The 25,395-nt window shown below is 74.1% G+C and carries 13 protein-coding genes; 5 read left to right on the top strand and 8 right to left on the bottom strand.

The genetic code is table 11. From position 1 onward, the window contains the following. Nucleotides 1-4: 4 nt before the first annotated feature. The 4 genes from ACGFSC_RS31755 to ACGFSC_RS31740 all read right to left on the bottom strand — a co-directional run bounded on the left by ACGFSC_RS31755 (nt 5) and on the right by ACGFSC_RS31740 (nt 13,601). Nucleotides 5-1,699: an NAD(P)/FAD-dependent oxidoreductase gene (locus ACGFSC_RS31755; RefSeq protein ID WP_359898337.1), complete on the bottom strand. Its 1,695-nt coding sequence runs from the start codon at nt 1,697-1,699 to the stop codon at nt 5-7. Next, nucleotides 1,686-10,931 carry a non-ribosomal peptide synthetase/type I polyketide synthase gene (locus tag ACGFSC_RS31750; RefSeq protein ID WP_359898338.1) on the bottom strand — a complete coding sequence of 3,082 codons (9,246 nt, stop codon included), beginning with the start codon at nt 10,929-10,931 and terminating at the stop codon, nt 1,686-1,688. The genes ACGFSC_RS31755 and ACGFSC_RS31750 overlap by 14 nt, the downstream gene beginning before the upstream one ends. Nucleotides 10,932-11,001: 70 nt before the next feature. Beyond that, a complete protein-coding gene (locus ACGFSC_RS31745; protein ID WP_380358803.1) occupies nt 11,002-11,859 on the bottom strand; it encodes a sterol desaturase family protein in 858 nt (285 codons plus the stop codon). 308 nt (nt 11,860-12,167) lie between these two features. Further along, a complete protein-coding gene (locus ACGFSC_RS31740) occupies nt 12,168-13,601 on the bottom strand; it encodes a helix-turn-helix transcriptional regulator (RefSeq protein WP_359898339.1) in 1,434 nt (477 codons plus the stop codon). 357 nt (nt 13,602-13,958) lie between these two features. On the opposite strand from ACGFSC_RS31740, the gene ACGFSC_RS31735 reads away from it, so the two are divergent. Next, entirely contained in the window at nt 13,959-17,165 is a 3,207-nt protein-coding gene (locus tag ACGFSC_RS31735; protein WP_392864304.1) for a M28 family peptidase, read from the top strand. A 108-nt stretch (nt 17,166-17,273) separates the two neighbouring features. On the opposite strand, the gene ACGFSC_RS31730 is transcribed toward ACGFSC_RS31735, so the two are convergent. Both ACGFSC_RS31730 and ACGFSC_RS31725 read right to left on the bottom strand, forming a co-directional pair. Next, nucleotides 17,274-17,984 (bottom strand): hypothetical protein, encoded by a 711-nt coding sequence (locus tag ACGFSC_RS31730; protein ID WP_359915295.1) that lies wholly within the window; start codon nt 17,982-17,984, stop codon nt 17,274-17,276. Nucleotides 17,985-18,163: 179 nt separating this feature from the next. Beyond that, the gene (locus tag ACGFSC_RS31725) at nt 18,164-18,811 is read right to left on the bottom strand and encodes a hypothetical protein (RefSeq protein ID WP_359915293.1); all 648 of its coding nucleotides are present in this window, start codon (nt 18,809-18,811) and stop codon (nt 18,164-18,166) included. A 195-nt stretch (nt 18,812-19,006) separates the two neighbouring features. On the opposite strand from ACGFSC_RS31725, the gene ACGFSC_RS31720 reads away from it, so the two are divergent. Further along, nucleotides 19,007-20,245 carry a cytochrome P450 gene (locus ACGFSC_RS31720; protein WP_359915291.1) on the top strand — a complete coding sequence of 413 codons (1,239 nt, stop codon included), beginning with the start codon at nt 19,007-19,009 and terminating at the stop codon, nt 20,243-20,245. A 6-nt stretch (nt 20,246-20,251) separates the two neighbouring features. On the opposite strand, the gene ACGFSC_RS31715 is transcribed toward ACGFSC_RS31720, so the two are convergent. Then, nucleotides 20,252-20,710, bottom strand: a complete 459-nt coding sequence (locus ACGFSC_RS31715) for a MerR family transcriptional regulator (protein WP_359915289.1) — start codon at nt 20,708-20,710, stop codon at nt 20,252-20,254. A 175-nt stretch (nt 20,711-20,885) separates the two neighbouring features. Between ACGFSC_RS31715 and ACGFSC_RS31710 the strand changes: the two genes are divergently transcribed. The 3 genes from ACGFSC_RS31710 (at nt 20,886) to ACGFSC_RS31700 (ending at nt 24,809) form a co-directional block, all read left to right on the top strand. Further along, nucleotides 20,886-22,148 (top strand): MFS transporter, encoded by a 1,263-nt coding sequence (locus ACGFSC_RS31710; protein ID WP_359915287.1) that lies wholly within the window; start codon nt 20,886-20,888, stop codon nt 22,146-22,148. Between the two features lie 43 nt (nt 22,149-22,191). Continuing rightward, a complete protein-coding gene (locus tag ACGFSC_RS31705; RefSeq protein ID WP_359915285.1) occupies nt 22,192-22,698 on the top strand; it encodes a carboxymuconolactone decarboxylase family protein in 507 nt (168 codons plus the stop codon). A gap of 185 nt (nt 22,699-22,883) precedes the next feature. Further along, nucleotides 22,884-24,809 (top strand): penicillin-binding transpeptidase domain-containing protein, encoded by a 1,926-nt coding sequence (locus tag ACGFSC_RS31700; RefSeq protein ID WP_359915283.1) that lies wholly within the window; start codon nt 22,884-22,886, stop codon nt 24,807-24,809. Between the two features lie 116 nt (nt 24,810-24,925). On the opposite strand, the gene ACGFSC_RS31695 is transcribed toward ACGFSC_RS31700, so the two are convergent. Next, nucleotides 24,926-25,219, bottom strand: a complete 294-nt coding sequence (locus ACGFSC_RS31695; RefSeq protein WP_359915281.1) for a hypothetical protein — start codon at nt 25,217-25,219, stop codon at nt 24,926-24,928. Nucleotides 25,220-25,395: the final 176 nt, after the last annotated feature.

Raw genomic sequence — 25,395 nt, 5'->3', positions numbered from 1 at the left:
CCGCTCACTCCGCCACTCCCACTTCCGGCGCTCCCACGGTGGCCCGGCCAAGTTGCGGCAGCCGGCCCCACTTGCCCGCGTGCCAGGGTTCCCGGTTGTCGCTCGGCCAGGCCCGGAACGGCCGGCCGAGCTCCTGGCAGAGGTACTGCGCGGCGAACCGTCCGCTGGTGGCGGCCCGGATCAGCCCGCCGAGCGAGGTCCACTGGCCCGCCATGGAGAAGCCGCTCAGCCCGGGCAGCCGCATCCGGTCCCGGTTGACCAGCCGGTTGGCCGCGTCCTCGGCCTCGGAAAAGGCCTGCCAGGCGAGGATGCTGCCGTAGGTGTTGCCGGTGAACCGCTCGGTGGTCACCGGCGACGCCACGTCGACGAGTTCGATCCGCGGGCCGAGCTCGGGGTAGGTCCGCTCCAGGAACTCCCGGACGAACGCGGCGACTTCCTGCTTGCGCGCCCGGTAGGCCCGGCGGTCGCTGCTCCGCAGGTCCTTCCAGGAGCGGTAGTCGCTGAAGTAGGTGCAGTGCAGCACCGACTTGCCGGGCGGGGCGAAGCCGTCCGCATAGGTGGAGCGCAGCTGCACCACCAGGCTGCGCTGGAGCGAGCCGGGCAGCCGCGCACCGTCCTCGGGCGACAGCAGGTAGGTGGTGCTGTGCGGTTCGCCCTCGGGCAGCGGGCCGTCGACGCCGACGAAGGCGGAGACCACGGCCGGGTACAGGTTGCCCGGCTTGTCGAGCAGTTCGCCGTACAGCTTCTCGGTGGCGGGGCTGGAGTACCGGCCCTCCAGCAGCCGGTCGAGCACCGTCGGACCGTCGCAGGCGGCCACCACGTGGTCGGCGAAGTGCCGGGAGCCGTCCTTGAGTTCCACTCCGATCGCGCGCCCGTCCTCGATCAGGATGCGCTCCGCCCGGCAGCGGTAGCCGATCACCCCGCCGAGCGAGGTGTAGCGCTCCTCCACCGAGCGGGCCAGCCCGAGCGAACCGCCTTCCGGGAAACCCGCGTTGCCGTTGTGGGCGGCCGCCAGGGTGTACAGGTACGGCAGCAGCGGGAAGCCCTCGGGCTCCTGGAGGAACATGTTGGGGAAGGCCCGCCGCAGCAGCGGGTCCTGGAACCGCTCGGCGAAGCCGCTCATCGGGGTGGTCGCGGTGCGCCAGAACAGCCGGAACGCGGGCAGGACGGTGCGCAGGGTGCGCAGCCGTTCCGCCGTGGTGCGCAGCGGCGGCGGGGTGAGGTCCCAGGGCAGCTCGATCGCGGCGTAGCGGCGCAGGTCCCGGCAGAAGGCCCGGATCGGCTTGGCGTCGCCGGGCGCGAGGGCCAGCAGGTGGGCCTCCAGCCGGTCCGGGTCGCCGTAGAAGGTGACGGCCCGGCCGTGTTCGTCGACCACCCGGTTGAAGGTGTCGAAGCGGGTCACCGACTTGCCGTCCAGGGCGCCGAGTTCGCTCCAGACCTGGTGCGCCCCGGTGCCCTCGGCGGTGCCGATCAGCCAGTCGATGCAGTAGTCGAACAGGTAGCCGTGCCGGGACCAGGCGGTGCAGCAGCCGCCGGGCAGCACGTGCTTCTCGAAGATCCGGGTCTCCAGGCCGCTCATCTGCGCGTAGCAGCCGGTGGCGAGGCCGGCCAGGCCGGCCCCGATCACGATCACCCGGGGCGGGCCGCCGGCGGCCCGTTCCCTGGTGGACCAGTCCGGCCCGCGGTCAGCCGAGGACATCGGCGGTGCCCCCGGCCAGGATGGCGCCGGCCAGTTCGGCGTTGCGGGCGGCGAAGTCCCCGTCGAGCATCTCGGCGTGGGCGCCGTGTCCGACGTACACCGCGGTGCCCGTGGTGGAGGCGCCGTGCCAGGAGCCCGGTTCGCCGCCCACGTGCACGGAGAGCCGGTCGCTTTCGCAGACCACGTCCAACTGGGCCCTGACGGTTCCCGTGTTGGGCGTCCGGCTGCTGAACTCCAGGTAGTCCCTGGCCTGTTCGATGGTCTCCCGGGCGACGATCCGCGAGCCGGTGTGGCGGTGCAGGTGCTCGTGGAGTTCGCGTTCGAAGACGGCCAGGTGCTCCTCGCCGAGGTCGAAGGCCTCGGTGACCCGGTAGGCGTCCACCAGCAGCACCGAGGCCACCGTGCGTCCGCGCCGCTCCAGCTCCTTGGCCACCTCGAAGGCGAGGTTGCCGCCGAGCGAGTAGCCGAGCAGGACGTACGGCCCGGCGGGGTGCAGTTCCTCGACCAGGTCCGCGTAGCGGGCGGTCTTGTCGTCGCCGGTCAGGTAGTTGAAGGAGGCGATCCGGTGCTCCGGCAGGTGCGCGGCGAGCTGCCGGTAGACCAGCCCGTGGCCGCCGGCCGGCGGGAAGCAGAAGACCGTGCGGTCCTCGGGCGCCGCGGCGTTGAACCAGAGGTAGGGCTCGCCGCCGGCCACCTCACCGGTGATGATCTGCTCGACGGTGCGGGCCATGCCGTGCAGGGTGGTGACCTTGAACAGCAGGCCGACCGGGATGCTGATGTTGAACTCGCTCTGCAGGTGGTGGATCAGCTCGATGAGCCGGATCGAGCTGCCGCCGAGTTCGAAGAAGTCGTGCTGGAGGCCGACTTCGTCCAGGCCGAGCAGGTTCTGCCAGTGCTCGGCGACCCTCGTCTCGTAGAGCGTGACGGGCGGTTCGTGCTGGGCCCCGGCGGTGTCGGCCTTCGGCTCGGGCAGGGCCGCGAGGTCCACCTTGCCGTTCGGGGTGAGCGGCAGGGCGGGCAGTTCGGTGAGGTAGGAGGGGATCATCACGGTGGGCAGGTGCTCGGCCAGGTGGCGGCGCAGTTCGCGGCGGTCCAGCACGGTGCCCTCGGCGGGCACCACGTAGGCGGCGAGGGTGGCCTCGCCCCGGGCGTCCTGGCGGACCGCCACGCAGGCCTGGGCGAGTTCCGGACGGGCGGTGAGGTGGGCCTCGATCTCGCCGAGCTCGATCCGGTGGCCGCGGACCTTGACCTGGTTGTCGATGCGGCCGAGCAGGTGCAGGGTGCCGGCGGTGTCCCAGTGGCCGAGGTCGCCGGTGCGGTAGAGCCGCGCGGGTGCGCCGTCGAGCTCCAGGGTGACGAAGCGCCGGGCGGTCTGCTCCGGGTCGTTGGGGTAGCCGGCCGCGACGCCCGCGCCGCCGATCCACAGCTCGCCGGGCACGCCCACCGGGACGGGCTCGCCGTACGGGTCCAGGACGTACACCGCGCTGTTCGGGAACGGCCGGCCGATCGGCACCATCCGTCCGGGTTCCAGCTGCTCGGTCGCGCCCTCGTAGTAGGTGCTGTCGACGCTGGCCTCGGTCAGCCCGTAGGAGTTGACCAGCCGGGTCCGCGGGCCGCACAGGGCGCGCACCCGCTGGTGCTCGGCGGCCTTCCAGGAGTCGGAGCCGACGATCAGCAGCCGCAGGAAGTCCAGCGTCAGGCCCTCGCGCTCGCAGTGGGCCAGCAGCCCTCGGGCCACGGCGGGCACGAACTCGCCGCCGTCCACGGCCTCCTCGCGCATCACCCGGTACAGCCGGGCGGTGTCGAAGAGCAGCTCGCGGTCGACCAGGACGAGGGTGCCGCCGGTGCTGAGCGCCCGGGCGAAGTCCCCGGAGAAGACGTCGAAGGCGGTGCCGGCCATCTGGAGGTGCACCCGGACCTCGGTGTCCAGCCGGTACTCGGCGCGCCAGCCGGCGGTGACGGCGGCCAGGTTCCGGTGGTCGACCCGGACTCCCTTCGGCCGGCCGGTGGAGCCCGAGGTGTGGATCAGGTAGGCGGGCCGGTCCGGGTCGGCGGCGGGCAGCGGCACGGCGCCCCCCAGGACCGGCCGGTCCAGTTCCTCCAGGGTGACCGGCTCGGCGGGCAGGTCGGCGGGGAGCGGGCGCCGCTGGTCGACCACCACCAGCGCCGCTCCGGCGTCCGCCACCTGGTGGGCGAGCCGGTCGGCCGGGTGCCCGGGGTCGAGCGGCAGGTAGGCGGCGCCGGCCCGCCAGATCCCCAGCAGGGTGGTGATCAGCTCGGGCGACTTCTCCAGGCAGACCGCGACCACCGAGCCCTCGCCGACGCCGAGTTCGCGCAGTCTCACGGCGGTGCGCTGGGCCTGGCGCTCCAGTTCGCCGTAGGTCAGCCGGCGGACGCCGTCCCGGCCGGGCGCGACCACCGCGACGGCCTCGGGCCGTTCGGCGGCGGCCTTGGCGATCAGCTCGGGCACCGGGGTGTCGTGCTCGATCCGGCGCTCGGCGCCGCTGAATCCGGTGAGGAGCTCCCGCCGTTCGGCGTCACCGAGCATCCGCAGCCGTCCGACCGGCTCGTCCTCGGCGGCGCGGGTCATGGCGTCCAGCAGGTTGCGGTAGTGCGCGGCCAGCCGCTGGACGGTGGCGGGCTCGAAGAGGTCCGAGTTGTACTTGAAGACGCAGTGGAAGCAGCCGTCGGCGCGGTCCTCGTAGGCGGACAGCGTGAGGTCGAACTGGCCTTCCTCCTCGGGGAGTTCGATGTACTCCAGACGGTATCCGAAGCGCTCCACGGCGACCTTGTGGGTGAGCAGGATGAACATCGCCTGGAACACCGCGGAGCGGCTCGGGTCGTGCTGGAGGCCCAACTGCTCGACCAGCAGCGGGAAGGGGTACTCCTGGTTGTCCAGCCCGCCGAGCACGCTCTCCCGCACCCGGCCCAGCAGCTCGGCCACGGTCGGCTCCCCGGCCAGGCTCACGTGCAGCGGCAGCGGGTTGACGAAGTAGCCGTAGACGGAGGCGAACTCCTCCTGGGTGCGGCCGGTGACCGGGCTGCCGACCACGATGTCCGGCTGCCCGGACCAGCGGTGCAGCAGCAGGTAGTAGGCGCTGAGCAGCACCATGAACGGGGTGGCGCCGTTGGCCCGGGCCAGCTCGTGCACCCGGGCGGTGAGTTCGGCGTCCAGCTGGAAGAACTCGGAGGCGCCGTTGTGGGTCTGCACGGCCGGGCGCGGCTTGTCGGTGGGCAGGGCCAGCACCGGCATCTCGGCCGGCAGGTGGCCGCGCCAGTAGTCGAGCATCCGCCGCGCCTCGGGCCCGGCCAGGAACCGGTTCTGGCGGTTGAGGAAGTCCAGGTAGCGGGCGGGCACCGGGGGCAGTTCCGGGGTGCGGCCCTGGCGCAGCGCCTCGTAGGCCTCGAACAGCTCCTCGATGAAGGTGAAGGTGGAGATCGCGTCCGAGACGATGTGGTGGACGGCCTTCATCAGCACCCAGCGGTCCGGCCCGCGCCGGAACAGCCTGAGCCGCACCAGCGGGTCCTCGGCGAGGTCGTACGGCCGCCGGTACTCGCGGACGATCAGGTCGTGGATCTCCTCCCACGGCCGGCCCTCGACGTCGAACAGTCCGGTGTCGGCCTCGGCCTCCTCCCGGATCCGCTGGACCGGGCGGCCCTCCTCGGCGGTGAAGGCGGCGCGCAGCTCGGGGTGCCGGGCGACGAGGTGGCGGAAGGCCCCGAACATCAGCTCCGGGTCGAGCTCCGCGCGGACCTCGACGGCGCCGCCGATGTTGTACGCGAAGCCGTCCGGGTGCAGCAGGCGCAGGAACCAGAGCGCCTGCTGGTTGTGGGTGAGCGGGAAGCGGGACTCGTCGGCGTACAGCTCGACCTCGGCCTCGGCCGGGGCGCCGTCGGCGGTGAGCCGCTCGGCCAGGCCCTCGGTGAGCAGGTCGACCAGGTCGCCGACAGTGCCGTTGCTGAGCAGGGCCACCACCGGCAGGGCGACGCCCTGTTCGCCGTGCACCCGGGCGCGCAGTTCCATCGCGAGCAGCGAGTCCAGGCCGTGCGCGCCGAGCCTGGTGTCCGCGTCGATCCGTTCGGCGCCGATCCGCAGCACGGCCGCGGCGGCGGCGGTGAACCGCTCGACGACCAGCTCCCGGCGGGCCTGCGGGTCGGCCGCGCGGTAGGCGTCCAGGAAGCCGCCGGTCTCGACCGGGGCCTGCTCGGCGGCGCTCGCCGCCAGGTCGGCGACCAGCGGCGGCGGCGCCGGGTACCAGGCGAGGAAGGTCGGCCAGTCGACCACGGTGGCGACCAGCAGCTGGGCGCGGTCCTGGCCGAGGACGCGCTCCAGGACGGCCGTTCCGGCGTCCGGCGGCAGCGAGCTCATGCCCCGGGCGTCGCGGTAGTGGGCGACCAGGCCCAGCTCCTCGATCATGCCGGTGGCCCAGGGCCCCCAGTCCAGGCTGAGTCCGGGCAGCCCCTCGGCCCGGCGGTGGTGGGCCAGGGCGTCCAGGAAGGCGTTGCCGGCCGCGTAGTTGGTCTGACCGGCGGTGGTGAGCAGCGAGGCGACGGAGGCGAACAGCACGAAGTGGTCGAGCGGTTCGTCCCGCAGCAGCCGGTGCAGCAGGTGGCCGCCGATCACCTTGGGGGCGTAGCCGGCGTCGAAGGCCGGCCGGTCCATCTGGGCCAGCAGGGTGTCCCTGACCTGTCCGGCGAGGTGGAACACGCCTCGGATCGGCGGGAGTTGGCGCTGCCGGTAGTCGGCGAGCCAGTCGGCGAGGGCGGCCTCGTCGGTGACGTCGATCGGGGCGAGCAGCGGTTCGGCGCCGAGCGCCTGGAGCTCGCGCAGGAAGGCGATCCGCTGCCCGACGGGGGTGTCCGGGTCGGTGTACGCCCACTCGGAGCGCTCGGGCAGGGCGGTGCGGCCGACCAGGATCAGCCGCCGGGCGCCGCGCCGGACGAGGGTGCGGCAGAGCAGCCGGCCGAGGGCGCCGAAGGCTCCGGTGACCAGGTAGCTGCCGTCGGGGCGCAGGACCGGCGGCAGCGGCCGGGTGAGGCCCTCGGCCTGCCGCAGCCGGCTGGTGAGCCGGCCGCCGGACCGCAGGGCGATCTCCTGCTCGTCCCGGGCGGCGAGTTCGGCGAGCAGCGCCTCGGCCTGGTCGGCGGCGTCGACGGCCGGGTCGAGGTCGATCAGGGTGCCGCGCTGGGCGACCAGCTCCTGCTGCCACAGCACCCGGCCGATGCCCCAGGCGGGGGCGCCGAGCGGTTCGACCCGGTCGCCGGGGGCGGCGGGCTGGGTGCCCCGGGTGACGATGTGCAGCCGGCCGTCCGGGCGGGCGGCGGGCAGGGCCTGGGCGAGGGCGATCAGGGAGTAGGCGCCGAGGGTCGCGAGCGGGCCGAGCCGGTCGGCGGTGGTGGCGGCGAGGGCGGGCTGGTCGAGGTTCCAGAGGTGGACGACGGTGGCGAAGCCTGGGTCGAGCTCGGCGAACAGTCGCCGGACGTCCTCGGCGGAGTCGGGCCGCACGGTCGAGTGCCCCTCGCCGTGCCGGTACTCGGCGCCGGGCCGGACCAGGTGGCAGCGGGCGCCCCGGCCGGTGGCCAGGGCGGCCAGCCGCTCGGCGAGGCCGCCCTCGTCGGCGAACAGCACCAGGTCGCCGGGGGGCCCGTCGACGGCCGGCGCGGCGACCTCCACCCAGTCGACCTCGGTGAGCCAGCCGTCGATGGTGGCCAGCCCGACGGAGGCCGGGGCCTGGGCGACGTCGGCGACCCGGAAGCCGGTGACCCGGCCGACCGGGGTGCCGTCCTCGGTGTAGAGCGCGAGGTCGCCGACGAGTTCCTCGCCGCTGTCCCGGGTGACGGTGGCGTGCACCCACAGCGGGCGGTCGCCGATCTCGTCGAGCCGGACCTCGGCGATCGAGACGGGGAGCCGGACGCTGCCGCCCTCGGGCTCCTCCAGCCGGGTGGTGAGCAGGGTCTGGAAGCAGCCGTCCAGCAGCACCGGGTGCAGGTGGTGGTCGGCCGCGTCCGGGCCGAGCTCGGCGGTCGGCCGGATCCGCGCGAGCGCCTCGCGGGGGCCCGCCCACACCTCGGCGATGGCCTGGAAGGCGGGCCCGTAGTCGTAGCCGCGCGCGGCCAGCTGCCGGTAGCAGTCCGGGCCGTCGAGGTGCCGCCCCCGGGCCCGGAGGGCGTCCGCGTCCAGTGCGGGGCCGTAGCCGCGGCGCTGGCCGGTGCGGACCCGGCCGCCGGCGTGCACGGCGGGCTCGCCGCCGGCGGGGGTGGAGGCGATGGTGAAGCGGGCGTCCTCCGGCCCGTAGCCGAGCTGGACGGGGACGGGCTCGGTCTCGGAGAGGAACAGCGCCCGGTTCAGCTCGATCTCGGCCAGCGTCACCTCGGTGCCGCCGGTCAGGGTGCGGACGGCCTGGGCGGCCATCTCCAGGTACCCGGCGGCGGGGAAGACGACCTGGCCCTCGATCCGGTGGTCGGTCAGGTAGGGCAGCCGCTCGGGGTCGAGCGCCACGGTCCAGCCGGGCTGGGCGCTCCCGGTGCGGCGGCCGAGCAGCGGGTGGTCCAGCTGCCCGAGCCGGACCTGCTCGACCGGCTTGGGCTCCACCCAGTACCGGTCGCGCCGCCACGGGTAGGCCGGCAGCGGCACCGGACGGCCCGCCGGGTGCAGCGCGTCCCAGCTCAACTCGACGCCGAGGGTGTGCAGTTCGGCGAGACTGCGGGCGAGGCGCTCGGGCTCGTCCTGCTGCCGGCGGATCGACGGCAGGACGTGCGCCCGCTCCGCGCACTCGCGGATCGCGTGGCCGAGCACCGGGTGCGGGCCGATTTCCAGGAACAGTCCGTGGCCGTCCTCGGCCATCCGCTCGACGGCGGCCCGGAAGCGCACCGGGTTGCGGACGTTCTGCCACCAGTACTCGCCGTCCAGCTCCGGCCCGCGGGCGAGCCCCTCGCGGGCGGTCAGGTAGAGCGGCAGCCGCGCCTCCTGGGGTTTGATGACGGCGAGCGCGGCCACCAGCTCGTCCCGGATCGGGTCCATCCGCACGCTGTGGTACGGGACTTCGACGTCCAGCAGGCGGGCGAAGACGCCCTGCTGCCGCAGCTCCTCGGCCAGCTCGCCCAGCGCCTCGGTGTCCCCGGCCAGGGTCACCGCGGAGGGGCTGTTGATCGCGCCGAGCGAGATCCGGGAGCGGTACGGGCGGATGCGGCGCTCGGCCTCGGCCTCCGGCAGACCGACCGCGAGCATGCTGCCGCTGCCGGCCAGGCGCTGCTGGAGGCGGCTGCGGGCGAGCACCACCCGCACGGCGTCGGCCAGGTCGTACACCCCGGCCTCGTGGAAGGCGGCGACCTCGCCGGTGCTGTGGCCGACCACCGCGTCGGGGCGCAGGCCGTGGCTCCGCCAGAGCGCCGAAAGGCCCACCTGGACGGCGAAGTTGGCGGGCTGGGCGAGCCAGGTCTCGGCCATCCTGGAGTCCGCCTCGTCCCGGCCCAGCTCGGTGAGCAGCGACCAGCCGGCCTGCGCGCGGATCTCCTGGTCGACGGCCTGCACGGCCTCCCGGTAGACCGGCTCGTGCTCGTACAGCCCACGGCCCATGCCCCACCACTGCGGGCCCATGCCGGTGAACACCCAGGCCAGCCGGCGCTGCCGGCGTTCCCGGGCGCGGCCCTGGACCACTCGCGGGTGCTCCTCGCCGCGCGCGTACGCGGCCAGCGCCTCGTCCAGGTCCTCCCGGGTGGAGTAGACCACCCCGAGCCGCTCGGGCAGGTGCTGGCGGCGGTGGGCCAGGGTGTGGCCGAGGTCGGCCAGGGAGGTCCCGCCGGCGAGCTCCTGCCGTACGGCGTCGGCCAGTTCGGGAAGTGCGGCGGTGTCCTTGGTGCTCAGTGGCAGCACCGAGCGGGCCGGCCCGGCCACCGGTGCGGCGGGATCGGGCCGCGGCGGCTCCTCCAGCAGCACGTGGGCGTTGGTGCCGCCGAAGCCGAAGGAGTTGACGCCCGCGCGGGCCGGCCCCCGGTGCTCTGGCCAGTCCACCGGAACGGTCGGGATCTCGAACGGCAGCGCGTCCAGGTCGATGCCGGGGTTGGGCCGCTCCAGGTTGAGGTGCGGCGGGATGCGGCGGTGCTTGATCGCGAGCGCGGTCTTGATCAGCCCGGCGACGCCGGCCGCCGCCTCGGTGTGTCCGATGTTGGTCTTGACCGAGCCGACGTAGCAGCGGTCCCCGGGCCGGCGGCCGATGCCGAGCACCCGGCCGAGGGCGGCGGCCTCGATCGGGTCGCCGACCGGGGTGGAGGTGCCGTGCGCCTCGACGTACTGGAGGCTGCCGGGCACCACCCCGGCCTCGGCGCAGACCCGCTCGATCAGGGTGACCTGGGCGTCCGCGCTGGGGACGGTGATGCCGTTGGTGCGCCCGTCCTGGTTGACGCCGGTGCCGAGGATGACGGCGTGCACCGGATCCCCGTCGCGCAGCGCGTCGGAGAGCCGCTTGAGCACGACCACGCCGACGCCCTCGGCCCGGACGTAGCCGTCGGCGGAGGCGTCGAAGGCGCGCGACCGGCCGTCCGCGGAGAGGAAGCCGCCCTTGGTCTCGGCGATCGTGTACTGCGGCGCCATGTGCAGCAACGCCCCGCCGGCCAGGGCGAGTTCGGTCTCACCACGGAGCAGGCTCTGGCAGGCGAGGTGGACCGCGACCAGCGAGGAGCTGCACGCGGTGTCGATCGAGACGCTGGGCCCGCGGAAGTCGAAGCAGTGCGAGATCCGGTTGGACACCATCGTCATCATGGTGCCGGTGGCGGTGTGCGCCGCGATGGTGCCGAAGTCGAGGTCGGCGAACTGGAGGATCTTCCAGTCGAGGGTGAAGGCGCCCATGTAGACGCCGACCTCGCGGCCGGCCAGTTCGCCGGGGCGCAGGCCGCCGTCCTCCAGGGCCTCCCAGCTGACCTCCAGGAGCTTGCGCTGCTGCGGGTCCATGTGTTCGGCCTCGCGCGGGCTGATCCCGAAGAAGTCCGGGTCGAAGGTGTCGAAGCCGTCGATGTAGCCGCCCCGGCCACCGATCAGCCGCCCCGGCTTGGCCCGGTCCCTGCTGCCCAGGGTGCCGGTGTCGTAGCGGTCGGCGGGCGTCTCTGCGAGACAGTCCCGGCCCTCGATCAGGTTGCTCCAGTAGGACCGGTGGTCGTTGGCGTGTCCTGGCAGGCGGCAGCCGATACCGGTGATCGCGATGCGTTCGCGGGGCACGGCGAAGGGCGAGGAGGTCATGGTCCAATCCGGGGGTGATGGCGTGGCGCCGGGGACACGGGCAAGTGGGGGCGGCCGCTCGGGCCGGGGTTCAGACGGACTGCTCGGTGGTCTTCGCCCGGCGCCAGGGGTGCAGCAGCGTGGCACCGAGCTCCCCGGTGGTGGGGAACGCGGCCGGGTCGGTGAGGCCGACGGCCTTCGGCACCCTGCCGGGCCGCCAGGTGAAGCTCCCGAACACGTGGTCCCAGAGCGAGAGGTCGGAGGCGTAGTGGCCGGCTTCGGCGAGGTCGGTGCTGTGGTGCAGGCGGTGGAGTTCCGGCCCGGCCAGGACGTGGCCGAGCGGGCCGATTCGGACTTCGATGTTGGCGTGGACGAAATACCCCTGAGCCAGGACGAATATTCCGACCACGAACACTGAATCCGGCGAGAATCCGATCAGCGCCAGCGACAGTTGGACCACGGACTGTGCGACGAGCACGTCCAGGAAATGATTCACGCCGTTGTTCGCGACGTTCACCTTGTCCGGGACGTGGTGCACCCCGTGCAGCCGCCAGAGCCACCGGTTGCGGTGGGACCAGCGGTGCACGAGGTAGTCGCCGAGCGAGCCGACCAGCAGCGCGAGCGGGATCTCCACCGCGAACGGCAGCGCCGGGTGGGCCGGGCCGAGCACCTCAACCAGCGTCGCCACCAGCCCCTGGGCCAGCGCTCCGCCGACCATGCTCAGCACGAAGTAGACGCTGTACCAGCCGAGTTCGCGTCGGCTCGGATGCCAGTCGATCCGGTACGGGATCACCCGTTCCAGGACCGCCAGGTATCCGAGGACGGCGACCAGGAAGAGCGGGGAGACCCGGTCCGGCGCCCAGTGGAAGTGCAGGGTCGCGACGGCCGTGCACAGCACACCCAGGAGCAGCAGCGGGTGGGCGAGCCGGCGGGCAATGGCTGACAGCACGCGCCCCCCGTTCTTCGCGGACTAACGACTGGAAACGTCAGAGACTCTAGCGGCAGACTCGCGCCGTGACAGTCATTCGACGTGTTAACTCCATGAATGACCCGATCGGCGGACTATACGCTCACGAAGTTGACGTTCGTACGGCGTGAAGGGGGCGCATTTTCGAGAAGGCGTGGGAATTGGCGGCGTGCGACCGCATCCGTCCAGGTCGGCGGGCGCTGGTGTGCGCCCCTTCCGCGCCACCCCGCGCGGCCACCTGATCCAGCCAAACGGGCGACCGTCGCCACGGCCCCCGGAGCACCGCCCGATCAGGAGCGGGCCGGCTCCGCCAACCGGTGCGCGGCACGGGGCGCGTGCGCCGCGAGACGGTCGCGCAGACCGCGCAGCTCGTACTCGACCAGCGCGGGCAGGGCGGTCACGCCGGTCGCCTCCAGGGCGGGGCCGAGCAGTTCGACGGCCGTCGCCGGGTCGTGCGCGCAGACGTGGCAGTCGGCCGCCCGGACGATGAAGAGCAGTCGACTGGAGGGCAGTTGGTCCGGACCCAGCAGGCCGAGGGCGGTCTCGGTGGCGTCCAGCGCGCGGCGGGCCAGCCGGGGGTCGTCGGTGGCGGCGGCCAGGTCGCGCAGCGCGGCGGCCGCGGCGGACTCGACCCGCATCCGCATCGAGGCGATCGAGAGCCAGGGCACGTCGACCTCGTCCTCCGCGCCGATGTGGTCCAGGTGCGCCCGCGCCAGCCCGATCTGCCGGACGGTCGCCCGCACGTCACCGGTGAGCGCGTACGCCCGGGCCCGGCTGATCCGGCCCATCGCGCCGGCCCAGTGCCGGTCCGGAGCGACCCGTTCGATCTCGCGGGCGTAGCCGAGCGCCGCGACCGGGTCGCCGTCCAGCCGGGCCAGGACGCTCATGTCGCTGAGCGTGCCGACCTGGGTGGCCCGGTCCACGGCCAGCCCGGCCCAGGTGAGGGCGCGGTCGTAGCAGGCCATCGCGGTGGCGTTGCGACCGTCCTGCATCCGCAGCGCACCGGCCGCGTGGGCGTGCTCGGCGGCCAGCCGGACCAGCGGACCGCGCTGCGCGGCGGGGGCGCCGGCGAGCCGGGCGAGCACCGCGTGCAGGGTGCGCTCCACGGCGGCGGCCAGGCCCGGCCGGTCGCCGGTCTCGCCGGAGCGCAGGTGGGCGGCGAGCAGCCCGGTCAGGGCATGCGCGGTGACGTCGTCCAGCGGGCGCCCGGCGGCCGGGTCGGCCAGGCCCTCCGGGGCACAGAACTCGGCGTGCAGGGCGACGAGTTCTCCGGCCTCGGGGACCGCGCAGCCCTCGGCGCCGTGCAGCGGGCAGAGCAGGCCGTAGTCCGGCAGTCGCAGCGGAGCGGGGGCTGGGGGCGGGACGGGCGCGCCGGGCGCCGCCCCGCCCGGCAGCGGAGGTCGGAGCAGAGCGGGTGAGAAGGCGTCCAGCACGCACAGCTCGGCGCTCTCGGCGCGCTGGCACGCGGCGCTCAACTCGCCTTCCGCGCCGAGGAGCTCGTCGATCCGGTCGGCGACCCGGGGGGTGACCCGGCGGGCGCCGTGCTCGATCTTGCTGACCGCGGTGTGGTCGTAGCCGATCCCGGCGCCGAGCTGCGCCTGGGTGAGTCCGGCCCGGCGCCGCCAGTGCCGCAACCGGGCGCCGAACTCGCGCCAGGCGTCCTGCCCCCGGCCGGTCGGCGGTGCCGGCACCGCCGCCGCGGGGACCACACGGTTGCGCTGCACGGCTGCCTCCCCGGGCGGGTCGTCCTCGGCCGGTCGCAGGGACTGCCGACGGTTCCAGTGATTCCGACGACTCCGATGACGAGGACGGTACTCGATCGCCACCGGCTCCGTACATGAGGTGGTCTCAACCACTTGAAGGAAAGCCCAGCTTGACGCAAAGCCGGACCTGCGGGCTTGACGGAATTTGCCAACCCCTTGCCTCGCACGCACCAGGCATTGACCCGGGCATGACGTCGTGTGAGGGTTCGGGCACCCGAGCGCGGACGGCCCGCACGGCCGTCCCCCCGATGCGGCCCCCTGCGGTGTGCCACCGGCCTGCCGTCCGCGGTCGAGGACCCCCACACGCGAGGAGCCCCGATGCAACGCAGGATTTCCGCGGGAAGGTTGCTGACCGCGGCGACCGCCCTGACCGTGCTGGCCGGCATGATCGCCGCCACCGCGGGGCCGGCCACCGCCGCACCCGCCCCCTCCCCGGCGCCGCCGAGCGCCCTGGCCGCCGCCGTCAACGCCGCCGACGCGGCTGCGAACGCGGGATTGGACGGGCTGGCCAAGGGCCCGGGCGAGACGTACGAGCGCAAGGCCGTCACGCCCTGGCTCGGCGGCCTGTACTCCGTCTCGTACGAGCGCAGTTACCACGGCCTGCCGGTGGTCGGCGGCGACGCGGTCGTCCTCGCCGACTCCCGGGGCACGGTCCGCGCCCTGCAGTCCGCCGCCACCGGCCCCGTCGGCGGCTCGACCACCCCGCAGGTCAGCGCGGCGGACGCGGAGAGGACCGCCCGTACGAAGCTGGCCACCGTGGACTCGGTGGACTCCCGCCGCCTGGTCGTGCGGGTCAAGGACGGCACCGGCCGGCTCGCCTGGGAGACCGTCCTCAAGGGCCGCACCGCGTCGGCGCCCAGCACGCTGCACGTCTTCGTGGACGCGGCCACCGGCGAGGTGCTCGACAGCTACGACGACGTGCGCGCCGGCACCGTCAACAGCAAGTGGAACGGACCCGCCCCGGTCAGCATCAGCACCACGAGCTCGGGCGGCTCCTACTCGCTGCGCGATCCCAACCGGCCCGGCCTGTCGTGTTCCGACTACGGCACCGGGCAGGTCTTCTCCAAGTCGAGCGACTCCTGGGGCAACGGCAGCCCGTCCAGCAAGGAGACCGGCTGCGGCGACGCGATGTTCGCGGCCCAGAAGGAATGGGACATGCTCCGCGACTGGCTGGGGCGCAACGGCCACAACGGCAACGGCGGCAGCTGGCCCGTCAAGGTCGGCCTCAGTGACGTCAACGCCTACTGGGACGGCAGCACGATATCCATCGGCCACAGCCAGGCCAACGAGTGGATCGCCGCGATCGACGTGGTCGGCCACGAGTTCGGCCACGGCATCGACCAGTACACCCCCGGCGGCGCCAACAACGAGTCCGGCCTGGGCGAGGCCACCGGCGACATCATGGGCGCCCTCACCGAGGCCTACGCCAACGAGCCCTCGCCGTACGACTCCCCGGACTACACCGTCGGCGAGATGATCAACCTGGTCGGCAACGGCCCGATCCGCAACATGTACAACCCCTCCCTGGTCGGCAACAACCCCAACTGCTACTCGGCGTCCATCCCGAACACCGAGGAGCACGCCGCGGCCGGCCCGCTGAACCACTGGTTCTACCTCCTCGCCGAGGGCTCCAACCCCGGCGGCGGCAAGCCCACCAGCCCCACCTGCAACAACTCCTCCGTCACCGGCATCGGCATCAAGGACGCCGGCCGGGTCTTCTACGGCGGCATGCTCCTCAAGACCAGCGGCATGACCTACAAGCGCTACCGCACCACCACCCTGACCGCCGCCAAGAGCATCGACCCGACCTGCACCTTCTTCAACCGCGCCAAGGCCGCCTGGGACGCCGTCAGCGTCCCCGCCCAGACCGGCGACCCCACCTGCACGCCGTCCGGCAACAGCGACTTCTCGCTCTCCCTCGGCCCGGCCTCCGGCTCCGTCCAGCCCGGCGCCTCCACCACGGCCACGGTGAGCACCGCGGTGACCTCCGGCACCGCCCAGACCGTCGCCCTGACCGCCTCCGGCCTGCCGTCCGGCGTCACCGCGAGCTTCAACCCCTCCTCGGTCCAGGCCGGCTCCTCCGCCGCCCTCACCCTGAACGCCTCCGCGACGGCCGTGGCCGGGAGCTACCAGATCACCGTCACCGGCACCGCCGGCACCACCACCCACACCGCCCAGTACAGCCTCACCGTCGGCGGCGGGGGCAACCCCGGCGGTCCCGCGCCCGACATCGACGTCGCCAAGATCCAGGCCCACCTGTCCCAGCTGAACAGCATCGCGAGCCAGAACGGCGGCCACCGCCGGGCGGGCAGCGCCGGGCACAGCCAGTCGCTGGCGTACATCAAGGGCAAGCTCCAGGCGGCCGGTTACAGCGTCACCGAGCAGACCTGCACCTCCTGCACCTACCAGTCCAACAACCTGATCGCCGACTGGCCCGGCGGCCCGGCCGACCAGGTCACCATGTTCGGCGCCCACCTGGACAGCGTCTCGGCCGGCCCCGGAATCAACGACAACGGCTCCGGCTCGGCCACCCTGCTGGAGAACGCGCTCGTGCTCGCCCAGCAGAACCCCGGCCTGACCCGGCACGTGCGGTTCGCCTGGTGGACCGGTGAGGAGCAGGGCCTGCAGGGCTCGCAGTCCTACGTCGGCCAGCTGGGCTCCGCCCAGCGCTCCGCGATCAAGGCGTACTACAACTTCGACATGATCGCCTCGACCAACGCCGGCTACTTCATCAACAACATCAACTCCGCGGCCTCCGCACCGATGAAGGCCTACTGGGACTCGCTGAACCTCAAGCCGGAGGAGAACGTCGAGGGCCAGGGCCGCTCGGACGACTACTCCTTCCAGCAGGCCGGCATCCCGACCTCCGGCTACGCGGCCGGCGCCAGCGACACCAAGACCTCGGCGCAGGCGGCCAAGTGGGGCGGCACGGCGGGCCGGTCCTACGACTCCTGCTACCACTCCTCCTGCGACACCACCGCCAACATCGACGCGACGGTGCTGAACCGCAGCGCCGACGGCGTGGCGTACACCATCTGGAAGACCTCGGCCGGCGGCACCACGCCCACCAACGACTTCTCCGTCTCGGTGAACCCCACCACCGCCACCGTCAAGCCCGGTGAGACCACCACCGCGACGGTCGCCACCTCGACCACCTCCGGCTCGGCCCAGACGGTCAACCTGACCGCCTCGGGCGCACCGACCGGCGTGACGGTCTCCTTCAACCCGTCCTCGGTGCAGTCCGGCGGCTCGGCGACGCTCACCGTCGCCACCTCCGCCTCGACCCCCACCGGCACCTACAACATCACCCTGACCGGGACCGGCTCGGCCACCCACAGCACCAGCTTCTCCCTGGTGGTGGGCAGCGACTCGCCCAACCCCGGCGGCACCTGGACCGCCGGCACCACCTACCAGGCCGGCGACATCGTGACCTACAACGGCGTCAGCTACCGCTGCCTCCAGGGCCACACCGCCCAGGTCGGCTGGGAGCCGCCGATCGTGCCCGCCCTCTGGCAGCAGGTGTGACCGGGACGCCCTGACACCCGGTGAAGCCGCTGCGCCGCGGTCCGTCGAGGGGGACGGACCGCGGCGCAGCCGTGCGCCCGGGCCGCCGGGGTCCCGGCCCGGGCCGTCTCAGCCCGGGTGGAAGGCGACCCGGACGGTCTCGTTGAAGGGGACGATCAGGCCGCTGCCCGTCTCCCAGGTCCAGGTGCGCGGAATCAGGAACATCCGGCCACCGGATTGGGCCAGCAGGCGCAGGCCCTCGTAGCGGTAGCGGAACCGCTCCCCCGGCTCCACGCCCGGCAGCGCCGTCTCCCGCACCCCGGACCATCCCAGGTGGAGGTGCTCCGGGGTGTCCAGGACCACCGCCGGACGCCGGTAGAGGTGCCGGGCCAGCTGCTCCGCGTCGGCCGTGCCCTTCTGCTGGGCGTAGCCGCCGACCGCCCAGAACGCGCAGAGCACGACGATCGCCACGCTGATCCCCAGCGCCGCCCGCTCACCGGTCAGCGGGTACGGCGCGCCGGTGCCGCGCACGTACAGCAGCCGGGCCAGGACCGCGAGCAGCAGTCCGCCGCCGATCAGCAGCGGGGTGCCCATCGGGCCGGCGTCGAACACCTCGAAGCCGGCCAGGAAGCCGAGCAGCAGCAGCGGGACGACCAGTACGGCGACGGCCGAACAGGCCCGTCGCACCGTCCGGGCGCCGACCGTGCCGGCCTCGGCGGCCCTGGTCGCGACGTGGTAGCCGAGCGCGCCGACCAGCGCCCCGCACAGGGCGACCCCGGCCGGCACGTAGAGCGCGGGGGAACTGCGGAGCAGCAGGTCCTGAGTGGCGAAGCCGATCATGCCGGCGTCGATGCCGAAGTAGCCGTAGAGCGAACTGGTGTAGGCGTAGCCGAAGAAGAAGAGCAGCGCGGTGAGGAGGGTGGTCGGGGCGACCCAGGTGGCGAGCTTGGCGATCCAGTCCGACCAGGAGCGCGAGGACGGCCGCTCCGGCTCTCCCGGGGGTGCCTCCTCGGCAGGGCTCAGGGGGTGCTCCCGGAGCCGGTGGGGGCACCGGTGTACGGGCTCGACCCGCCGGTGGGGGTCGAGCCGTTGGTCCCGCCATAGCTGGGGGTCCCGCCGTTGCCGGTGGTGGCCCCGTCGTCGGGGCTGATGACCTCCACCGAACCCACGGCCTCGATCCGCTTGGTGGAGTCGTCGGCCGTCACCGTGAGGCAGATGTTCCGGCTCTTGGTGCCGGGCTTCCACGGCGGGAGCCGGAACTCGACCCGCTCGGTCTGCCCGTTGGTCACCTGGACCTGCTGCGAGGCGGGGGTGGCGTACTCCGTGCTGCCGCAGTCGGACACCTTGCTGATCACGGCCGTGAAGCCGGTCGTGGTGCTCGACGGGAAGGACAGGCTGATCCGGGCGGTGCGGTCGCTGCCCTGGACGTTCGCCGAGGGCTCGCCGGCGTTCCGGAAGCCGCCCTGGTCCCCCTCGTCCTTGGTCCGCTGGTCGTCCGGCTGCCCCGAGGCGCTGTTCTGGCCGGTCTGCCCGGCCTGGGGGGCACCGGCCGACCCGGAGCCGCCACCGCCGCCGCAGGCCGCGAGGGCCGGGAGGAGCAGGGCCGTCGCCAGCCACCGGGCCGCTCGGCGGGTCCGGCCGCCTCCGAAGTGCCGGGTCCCGGGCATGCGTTCTCCCATCCGCGCAACGAGCAGGGGCCGGTCGGCCCGGTCGCACGCTAGCCGTGCGCGGACGTCCCGGCGGGCCCCCGCGCCGCCCCGGGCCGGGGCCGCCACCCGTTCGGCGCAACCCGGGCGGGCCCGCCCTGGCATAGAGTCGGGCCGCAACGGACGCACCGTCAGCCGAACGGAAGGACCCGCCCCGTGAGCACGGACACCCGCCCGGTACCGGAGCTGGCCGCCGAGGCCGTCGAGCAGTGGCGGGCCGAGGAGGCCGAGCTCGTCGAGCTGCTGGCCCGGACGCGGCGCGGCGTCGGCGGCATCGCCGCGTTCCGGCTCGGCCCGACGCCGACCGTCCTGGTCACCGACCCGGCCGCCGTGCAGCACGTCCTGGGCCACCACCCGGACCGGTACGTCAAGCGCTCGCACCGCGCCCGGATGCTGGTCGGGGACGGCGTGCTGTCCGCCGCCGGCGACGCCTGGAAGCGTCAACGGCGGCTGCTGCAGTCCCAGTTCACCGGCACCGGGATGCGCCGCTACGAACACCGGATCGCCGCGGCGGCGCGCCGCACCGCCGAGCGCTGGGAGGGGTACCGGCGCACCGGGGAGACCTTCGACGTCGGCGAGGAGATGCGCGGCTTCGCCCTGGACACCGTCTGGCGGGCGCTCACCGGGCAGCCGCTGGACGACCGGACCGACGGCGAACTCCGGGCGGTGGAACGGGTGGTGGCCGCCATGCCGACGCTGCCGACCAACGCGGCGGACGCCCGGGACGCGGTCGCCGCGGACCTCGCCCGGATCGACGCGGTGGCGCACGCGGCGATCGACGCGGCCCGCTCGGCCGACCCGGCCGAGGAACCCGGGGTGCTGCGGATGCTGGTCGAGGCGGGCGAGCGGCACCCCGAGTACACCGACCGGCTGATCCGGGACGAGCTGGTCACCCTGCTCGTCGCCGGCCACGAGACCACGGCCACCACGCTCACCTGGCTCTTCCTGCTGCTCGACCGCCACCCCGAGGCCCGGACGGCCGATCCGCAGGCGCTGGTGAGCGAGACGCTGCGGCTCTACCCCTCCGCCTGGCTCCTCCCCCGGCATGCCCTGGAGGACGACGTCATCGCCGGGCACCGCATCGCCGCCGGGACGGACGTGCTGGTCTGCCCGTACCTCACCCACCGGGACCCGGAACTGTGGCCCGACCCGGAGCGCTTCGACCCCGCCCGCTTCGCCACCGACGCCGACCGGCCCGGGCAGCTCGGCGCCTACTTCCCGTTCGGCCTCGGCGCCCGCGCCTGCCTGGGCACCCGGTTCGCGCTGCGCGAGACCACGGCGCTGCTGGAACTCCTGCTGCCGATGGGGCCGTTGATGTTCCGTTCGCGGCCGGCGGGGGCGGCGTACAGCATCACCGTACGGCCGGACGGGCCGACGCCGGCGGTGCTGGGCTGAGGCCTCCTACGGCGCGGAGCCGTCCGGCAGCCCAGGTAAGAAGCCGTCGGCGAGCTCCTCGCCCGCCAGGGCGGCGTCCACCCGGGCGCTGATGTGGGCCCGGGTGGTCGGGCAGTCGAGCGGGCGGTCCCGGCTGCACAGCAGCATGTGGGTGAGGACGGCCGCGGCGTGCTCCAGCCGGCGGGCGCGGGCGAGCATCCCGTCCCGCTGGGCGTGCAGCAGCGCCCTGCGCTCGGCCGCCTGCTCGCTGGCCAGTACGGCGGCGGTCCCGCCGACCGGGATCATCCCGTCCACGTGCCAGAGTTGGACCAGGGCGAGGCGTTCCAGCGCCTCCCGGTCGTAGTAGCGGACCCGGCCTCGGCGCGCGGCGGGGGCCACCAGGCCGCACTCCTCGTAGTAGCGCAGGGCCGGCACCGAGAGGCCGAAGGCCGTCGCGACCTCGGTGATCGAGTGGAGCTCCGCCATCTGCCGCCTCCTCCGTCGGGGGTGGGCCCCGACCGAATCATGCCCGGACCGGATCGCGTTCGGGCCGGGTCGTGTTCGGACCGGATCGTGTTCGGGCCGGGTTGCGCTCAAGTGCGCTTGAGCGAGAAAGCTTAGGCAAGCCTAACCTCTTGCCGAAGCGAAGGGCCCTCCCCTCATGCCGCCCACCGATGCGCCCGCCACCACCGCGCCGGCCACCGCCGTACCCGCGCCCGCCGTACCCGCGCCCGGCACACCCCGGACCTCCGGAGCCCTGCTCGTGCTCGGCTTCGTCCTGCTCAGCCTCAACACCCGGGTCGCGTTCGGGCAGATCGGGCCGCTCGCGCCGGTCGCCGGGTGGGGACCGGGCACCGTGACGCTGCTCGCGCTGCTGCCGCCGCTGTGCATGGGCCTGTTCGCCCCGCTCGGCGCCCTGGCCCGGCAGCGGCTCGGCGAGGAGCGCGGACTGTTCTGGGCGAGCGTGCTGCTGCTGGTCGGAGCGGCGCTGCGGACGGCGGGCCTGCCCGGGCTGTACGCGGGCACGGTGCTGGTCGCGGTCGCGGTGGCGGTGGTGAACGTGCTGATCCCGGTGTTCGTCCGGGCCCGCTTCGCACCCCGGCGGATCGGCACCATGACGGGCGTCTACGCGCTGTCCATGGGCGCCGGTTCGGCGGTCGTCGCCGCGCTGGTCGCGCCGGTCGCGGACGCCTGGTCCTGGCAGGCCGCGATCGCGATCGCCGTCGTCCCGGCGGCCCTGGCGGCGGCCGGCCTGGTGCCGCAGCTGCGGGTCGCACGGGAGCTGCTGGCCGCACCGGAGCCGGCCGGGCCCGCCGCACCCGTCGGACGCCGACGGGTCGGGCGGACGGCGCTCGGCTGGAGCCTGACGGCCTTCTTCGGCGTCCAGACCCTGGTCTTCTACGCGACGCTGGCCTGGCTGCCCACCCTCCTGGTCGACGCGGGACTGAGCCGGACCGCCGCCGGCACCGACCAGGCCGTGCTGATCCTCGGCCTCGCCGTCGGCGGGTTCCTCGCCCCGACCCTGGCCGCCGCCCGGACCGACCAACGGCCGCACATCGTGGGCGTGGTGGCCGTCTGCGTCCTCGGTCTGCTCGGCCTGGTGCTCGCCCCGGCCGGTGGCGCCCCGCTCTGGGCCGCCGTCCTCGGCATCGGCATGGGCGGCGGACAGGCGCTCGCCGCCGTCCTGTTCGCCCGCCGGGGCACCGACCCGGAACACGTCGCCGCGCTCTCCACCATGGCCCAGACCTGGGGCTACCTGCTCGCCGCCACCGGCCCCGCGCTCGCGTCGGCGCTGCGCACCGCGAGCGGCACGTGGACCGCACCGTTGCTCGCGATGGCCGGCCTGCTGGTGACCGGCTGCGTCCTCGGACTGCGGGCGGGACGGGCTGTCACAAACCCGCGCCGGGATCCGTCGGACAGGTGACCGCACGGTCCACCCACCCGCTCGGAAGAAGAGGAACGCCACCATGAACACCCGCCCGATCACCGCCGAGGTCCCGCTGCGCCCGCGCATGGCCCAGGACCCGGTGGAGCTCGTCCCCGAGATCTCCGAGGTCTCGGCCGCGCTGTTCAAGGCCACCGGCAACGGGTCCGTCCCCCGGAGCACCATCAGCCTGGTCCAGCTGCGGGCCGGCCAGCTCGCCGGCAGCACCTACCTGACCGTCCTGCACACCGGATTCCTCCGCGCGGCCGGCGAGTCCGAGGAGCGGATCGCCTCGGTCGCCGGCTGGCCGGACTCGCCCTGGTTCACCGCCCCCGAGCGCGCGGCGCTCGCCCTGGTCGAGGCCGTCCTCCGGCCCAGCCCGCACGGCGAGCGGGTGTCGGACGCGCTGTACGCCGAGGTCGCCGGGCACTACGACGACAAGGCGCTGACCACGCTCATGCTCGCCATCGGCCAGGTCAACTTCTTCACCGCCATCGCCCTGGTCGCCAAGCCCGTCCCCGGCCGGTCCTTCACCGACCCCTGGGCCTGACCGGCTTGCACCCCTGCGGCCCGCCCGGCCGATCACCGGGCGGGCCGTTCCGGTCGACCGATCACCCGTCCCGGCATAGGCTGATCCGCGCCCGAACGGACTTTCGTCCGGTCGGGCCGAGGCGGGCCGACACACCGGAGGGGGCGTGCCCGCAGCACACGAAGGATCACAGGGGGGACGGCGCCATGTCCGGGGAGCGGAAGAACGACCAGCACGACGAGTACGACCGACATGACCAGTACGACGAGGACGACGGCCACAGCGGGCACAGCGGGCACGACGGGCACAGCGGGCAAAGCGGGCACGCCGGAGTCCACGGGCACGACGGGCTTCACGGGCACGACGGGCTCCAGCCGCAGGACGGCTACGGCGCCCACCGGGAGTACGACGAACTCGCCGACGACGACGTCCGGTACGAGCCGTTCGACGAGGACGAGGGACAGGACGACGGCGGGGCCCCGCGCGGATCGACCGCGCGCCGGGTCGTGATGGTGGCGGCCGGCGGGGTCTTCGCCGCCCTGCTGGCGGTCGGCGGCTACGGCGCCTACAACGTGCTGAACGCCGTGACGGACAACGGCCCGTCCGGCGGCCACCAGGGCCCCGGCGCCGTGTCGAAGGCCCCGCAGGACCCGCCGACCGCCGAGCAGGCCGAGGCGGCGGCCAAGGAGTTCCTGGCCGCCTGGAGCCGCGGCGACATCGCGGCCGCCGCCGGTCTGACCGACCGGCCGGAGACCGCCCGCGCCGCGCTGACCGCCTTCCAGGAGCAGGTGGGCCCCCGCTCGCTCGCCCTGACCGGGACGGGCCGCTCCCAGGCCGACTCCCCGAGCGAACCGGCCCTGGGCTTCCGGGTGAAGGCGGAGTTCGAGGGCACCCCGGACGCCTGGGAGTACGACGGCGTGCTGAGCGTCGTCCGCTCCCAGGACGGCCGGCCCGTGGTGCGCTGGAAGCCGTCCGTGATCCACCCGCAGCTCGCCCAGGGCGGGACCATCGCGGTGAAGGCACTGCCCAACGCCGTCTCCAAGCCCACCGACCGCAAGGGCCGGCCGCTCGACACCTTCCCGTCGCTGCGCGCCGTCCTCCCCCAGATCGCCCCGCCGGACGGCGCCGCCACCGTCACCGGCCGGGCCGTGGTGCTCTCGGGCCCGGGCGGCGGCGGCAGCGAGCCGGAGCAGTTGTTCGTGCTGACCCCGCCGAGCGCCCCGCAGGTCAAGCTCACCCTGGACGCCGACCTGCAGCAGGTGGCCGAGGAGGCGGTCAAGCAGCAGTCGGCGAACGGCAATCCGGCCTCCCTGGTGGCCGTCCAGCCGAGCACCGGGAACATCCTGGCGATGGCGTACGCCCCGCAGGGCGGCTTCAACCGCGCGATCGCGGGCGGCCAGGCGCCCGGCTCGACGATGAAGGTGATCACCGCGGCCGCCCTGCTGGAGGCCGGGGTCGGCCCGGACACCGCGGTGCCCTGCAAGGCCACCACCTACTCGCCGCGCGCCTGGCACAACGACGAGCCCGGCGACCTCCCGTCCTACACGCTCGCCGACGACTTCTCCCACTCCTGCAACACCGGCTTCATCGACAAGGGACTGGAGAAGCTCCAGCCCGGCACCCTGGGCGCGGTGGCCCGCGACCAGTTCGGCCTCGGGCTGGAGTGGCACATCGGCGTCCCGAGCCGGGACGCCACCGTCCCGGCGCCCGGCAACAAGGACGAGGCCGCGGCCTCGTACATCGGCCAGGGCCGGATCCAGGCCAACTCGCTGGCGATGGCCTCGGTCGCCGCCACCGTGCAGAGCGGGACGTTCCGCCAGCCCGTGCTGCGCGAGGACGCCAAACGGGCGACGGCACCCGGCAAGCTCCCGGCCGACGTCGCCAGGGACCTGCGCGCCATGATGGCGAAGACCGCCACCCAGGGCACCGCCCGTACCCCGATGGCCGGCCTGTCCGGCCAGATCGGTGCCAAGACCGGCACCGTCGAGGCCGGCGGCCAGGCCAACAACAGCTGGTTCATCGCCTACCGCGGCGACCTCGCCGTCGCCGCCGAGGTCGAGGGCGGCGGGCACGGCTTCAGCGCGGCGGGCGTGGCCGCGGCCCAGGTGCTGAAGGCGGGCGGCAAGGGCTGAGCCGACCGCCCCCGGCCGCCGGCCGGGGCGGCACGGCCGGCGCGCACCGCCCGCGTGCGCGCCGGGGCGCGTGCGCGGGGGTGGATTGGAGCAAGTGCTGTGGCGCGGAACGTTGTTCAGGCGGTGCCTTCGCCGTGGATCAGGCGGAGGTCCGGCACGCCGGGGAACGGAGGGGTGTGCTCCGCCTCCCGTTCGGCGATCAGGTCGGCCAGCATCCGGGCGCCCATCGCGCGGAACCCGGCCTTGCGCTCCTCGTCGGCCTCCTCCTCGCCCGGATAGAGGATGGCGTGGACGGCCCCGTGCTCGTCGTCCCAGGTGTAGCTGCGGTACGGCGGCGGGCCGGGCTCGCCCGTCCCTTCGGCTTCGCCCGTCCCTCCGGTCTCGCACGTCGTTCCGGTCTCGTCCGTCATGGGAACCTCCGGTGGTCTTCCTCGGGTGGTCTTCCGGTATGGGCAACGATGCGGGAGCAAAAAGGGCCCGGCCCCGCCGCGGCCGTCCGCCGTCCGCCGTGCGGGCGAGGCGGTGCGCGGCGGTGCGGGACGCGGCGGGCACACGCGGGCACGCACGGCCGCCGGTGAATCCGGAC

Source organism: Kitasatospora sp. NPDC048715 (genome assembly GCF_043198905.1).
GTDB lineage: Bacteria > Actinomycetota > Actinomycetes > Streptomycetales > Streptomycetaceae > Kitasatospora > Kitasatospora lactacystinica.
The sequence above is the reverse complement of the archived record's forward strand: the minus strand, read 5'-3'. Positions and strand labels throughout refer to the sequence as shown.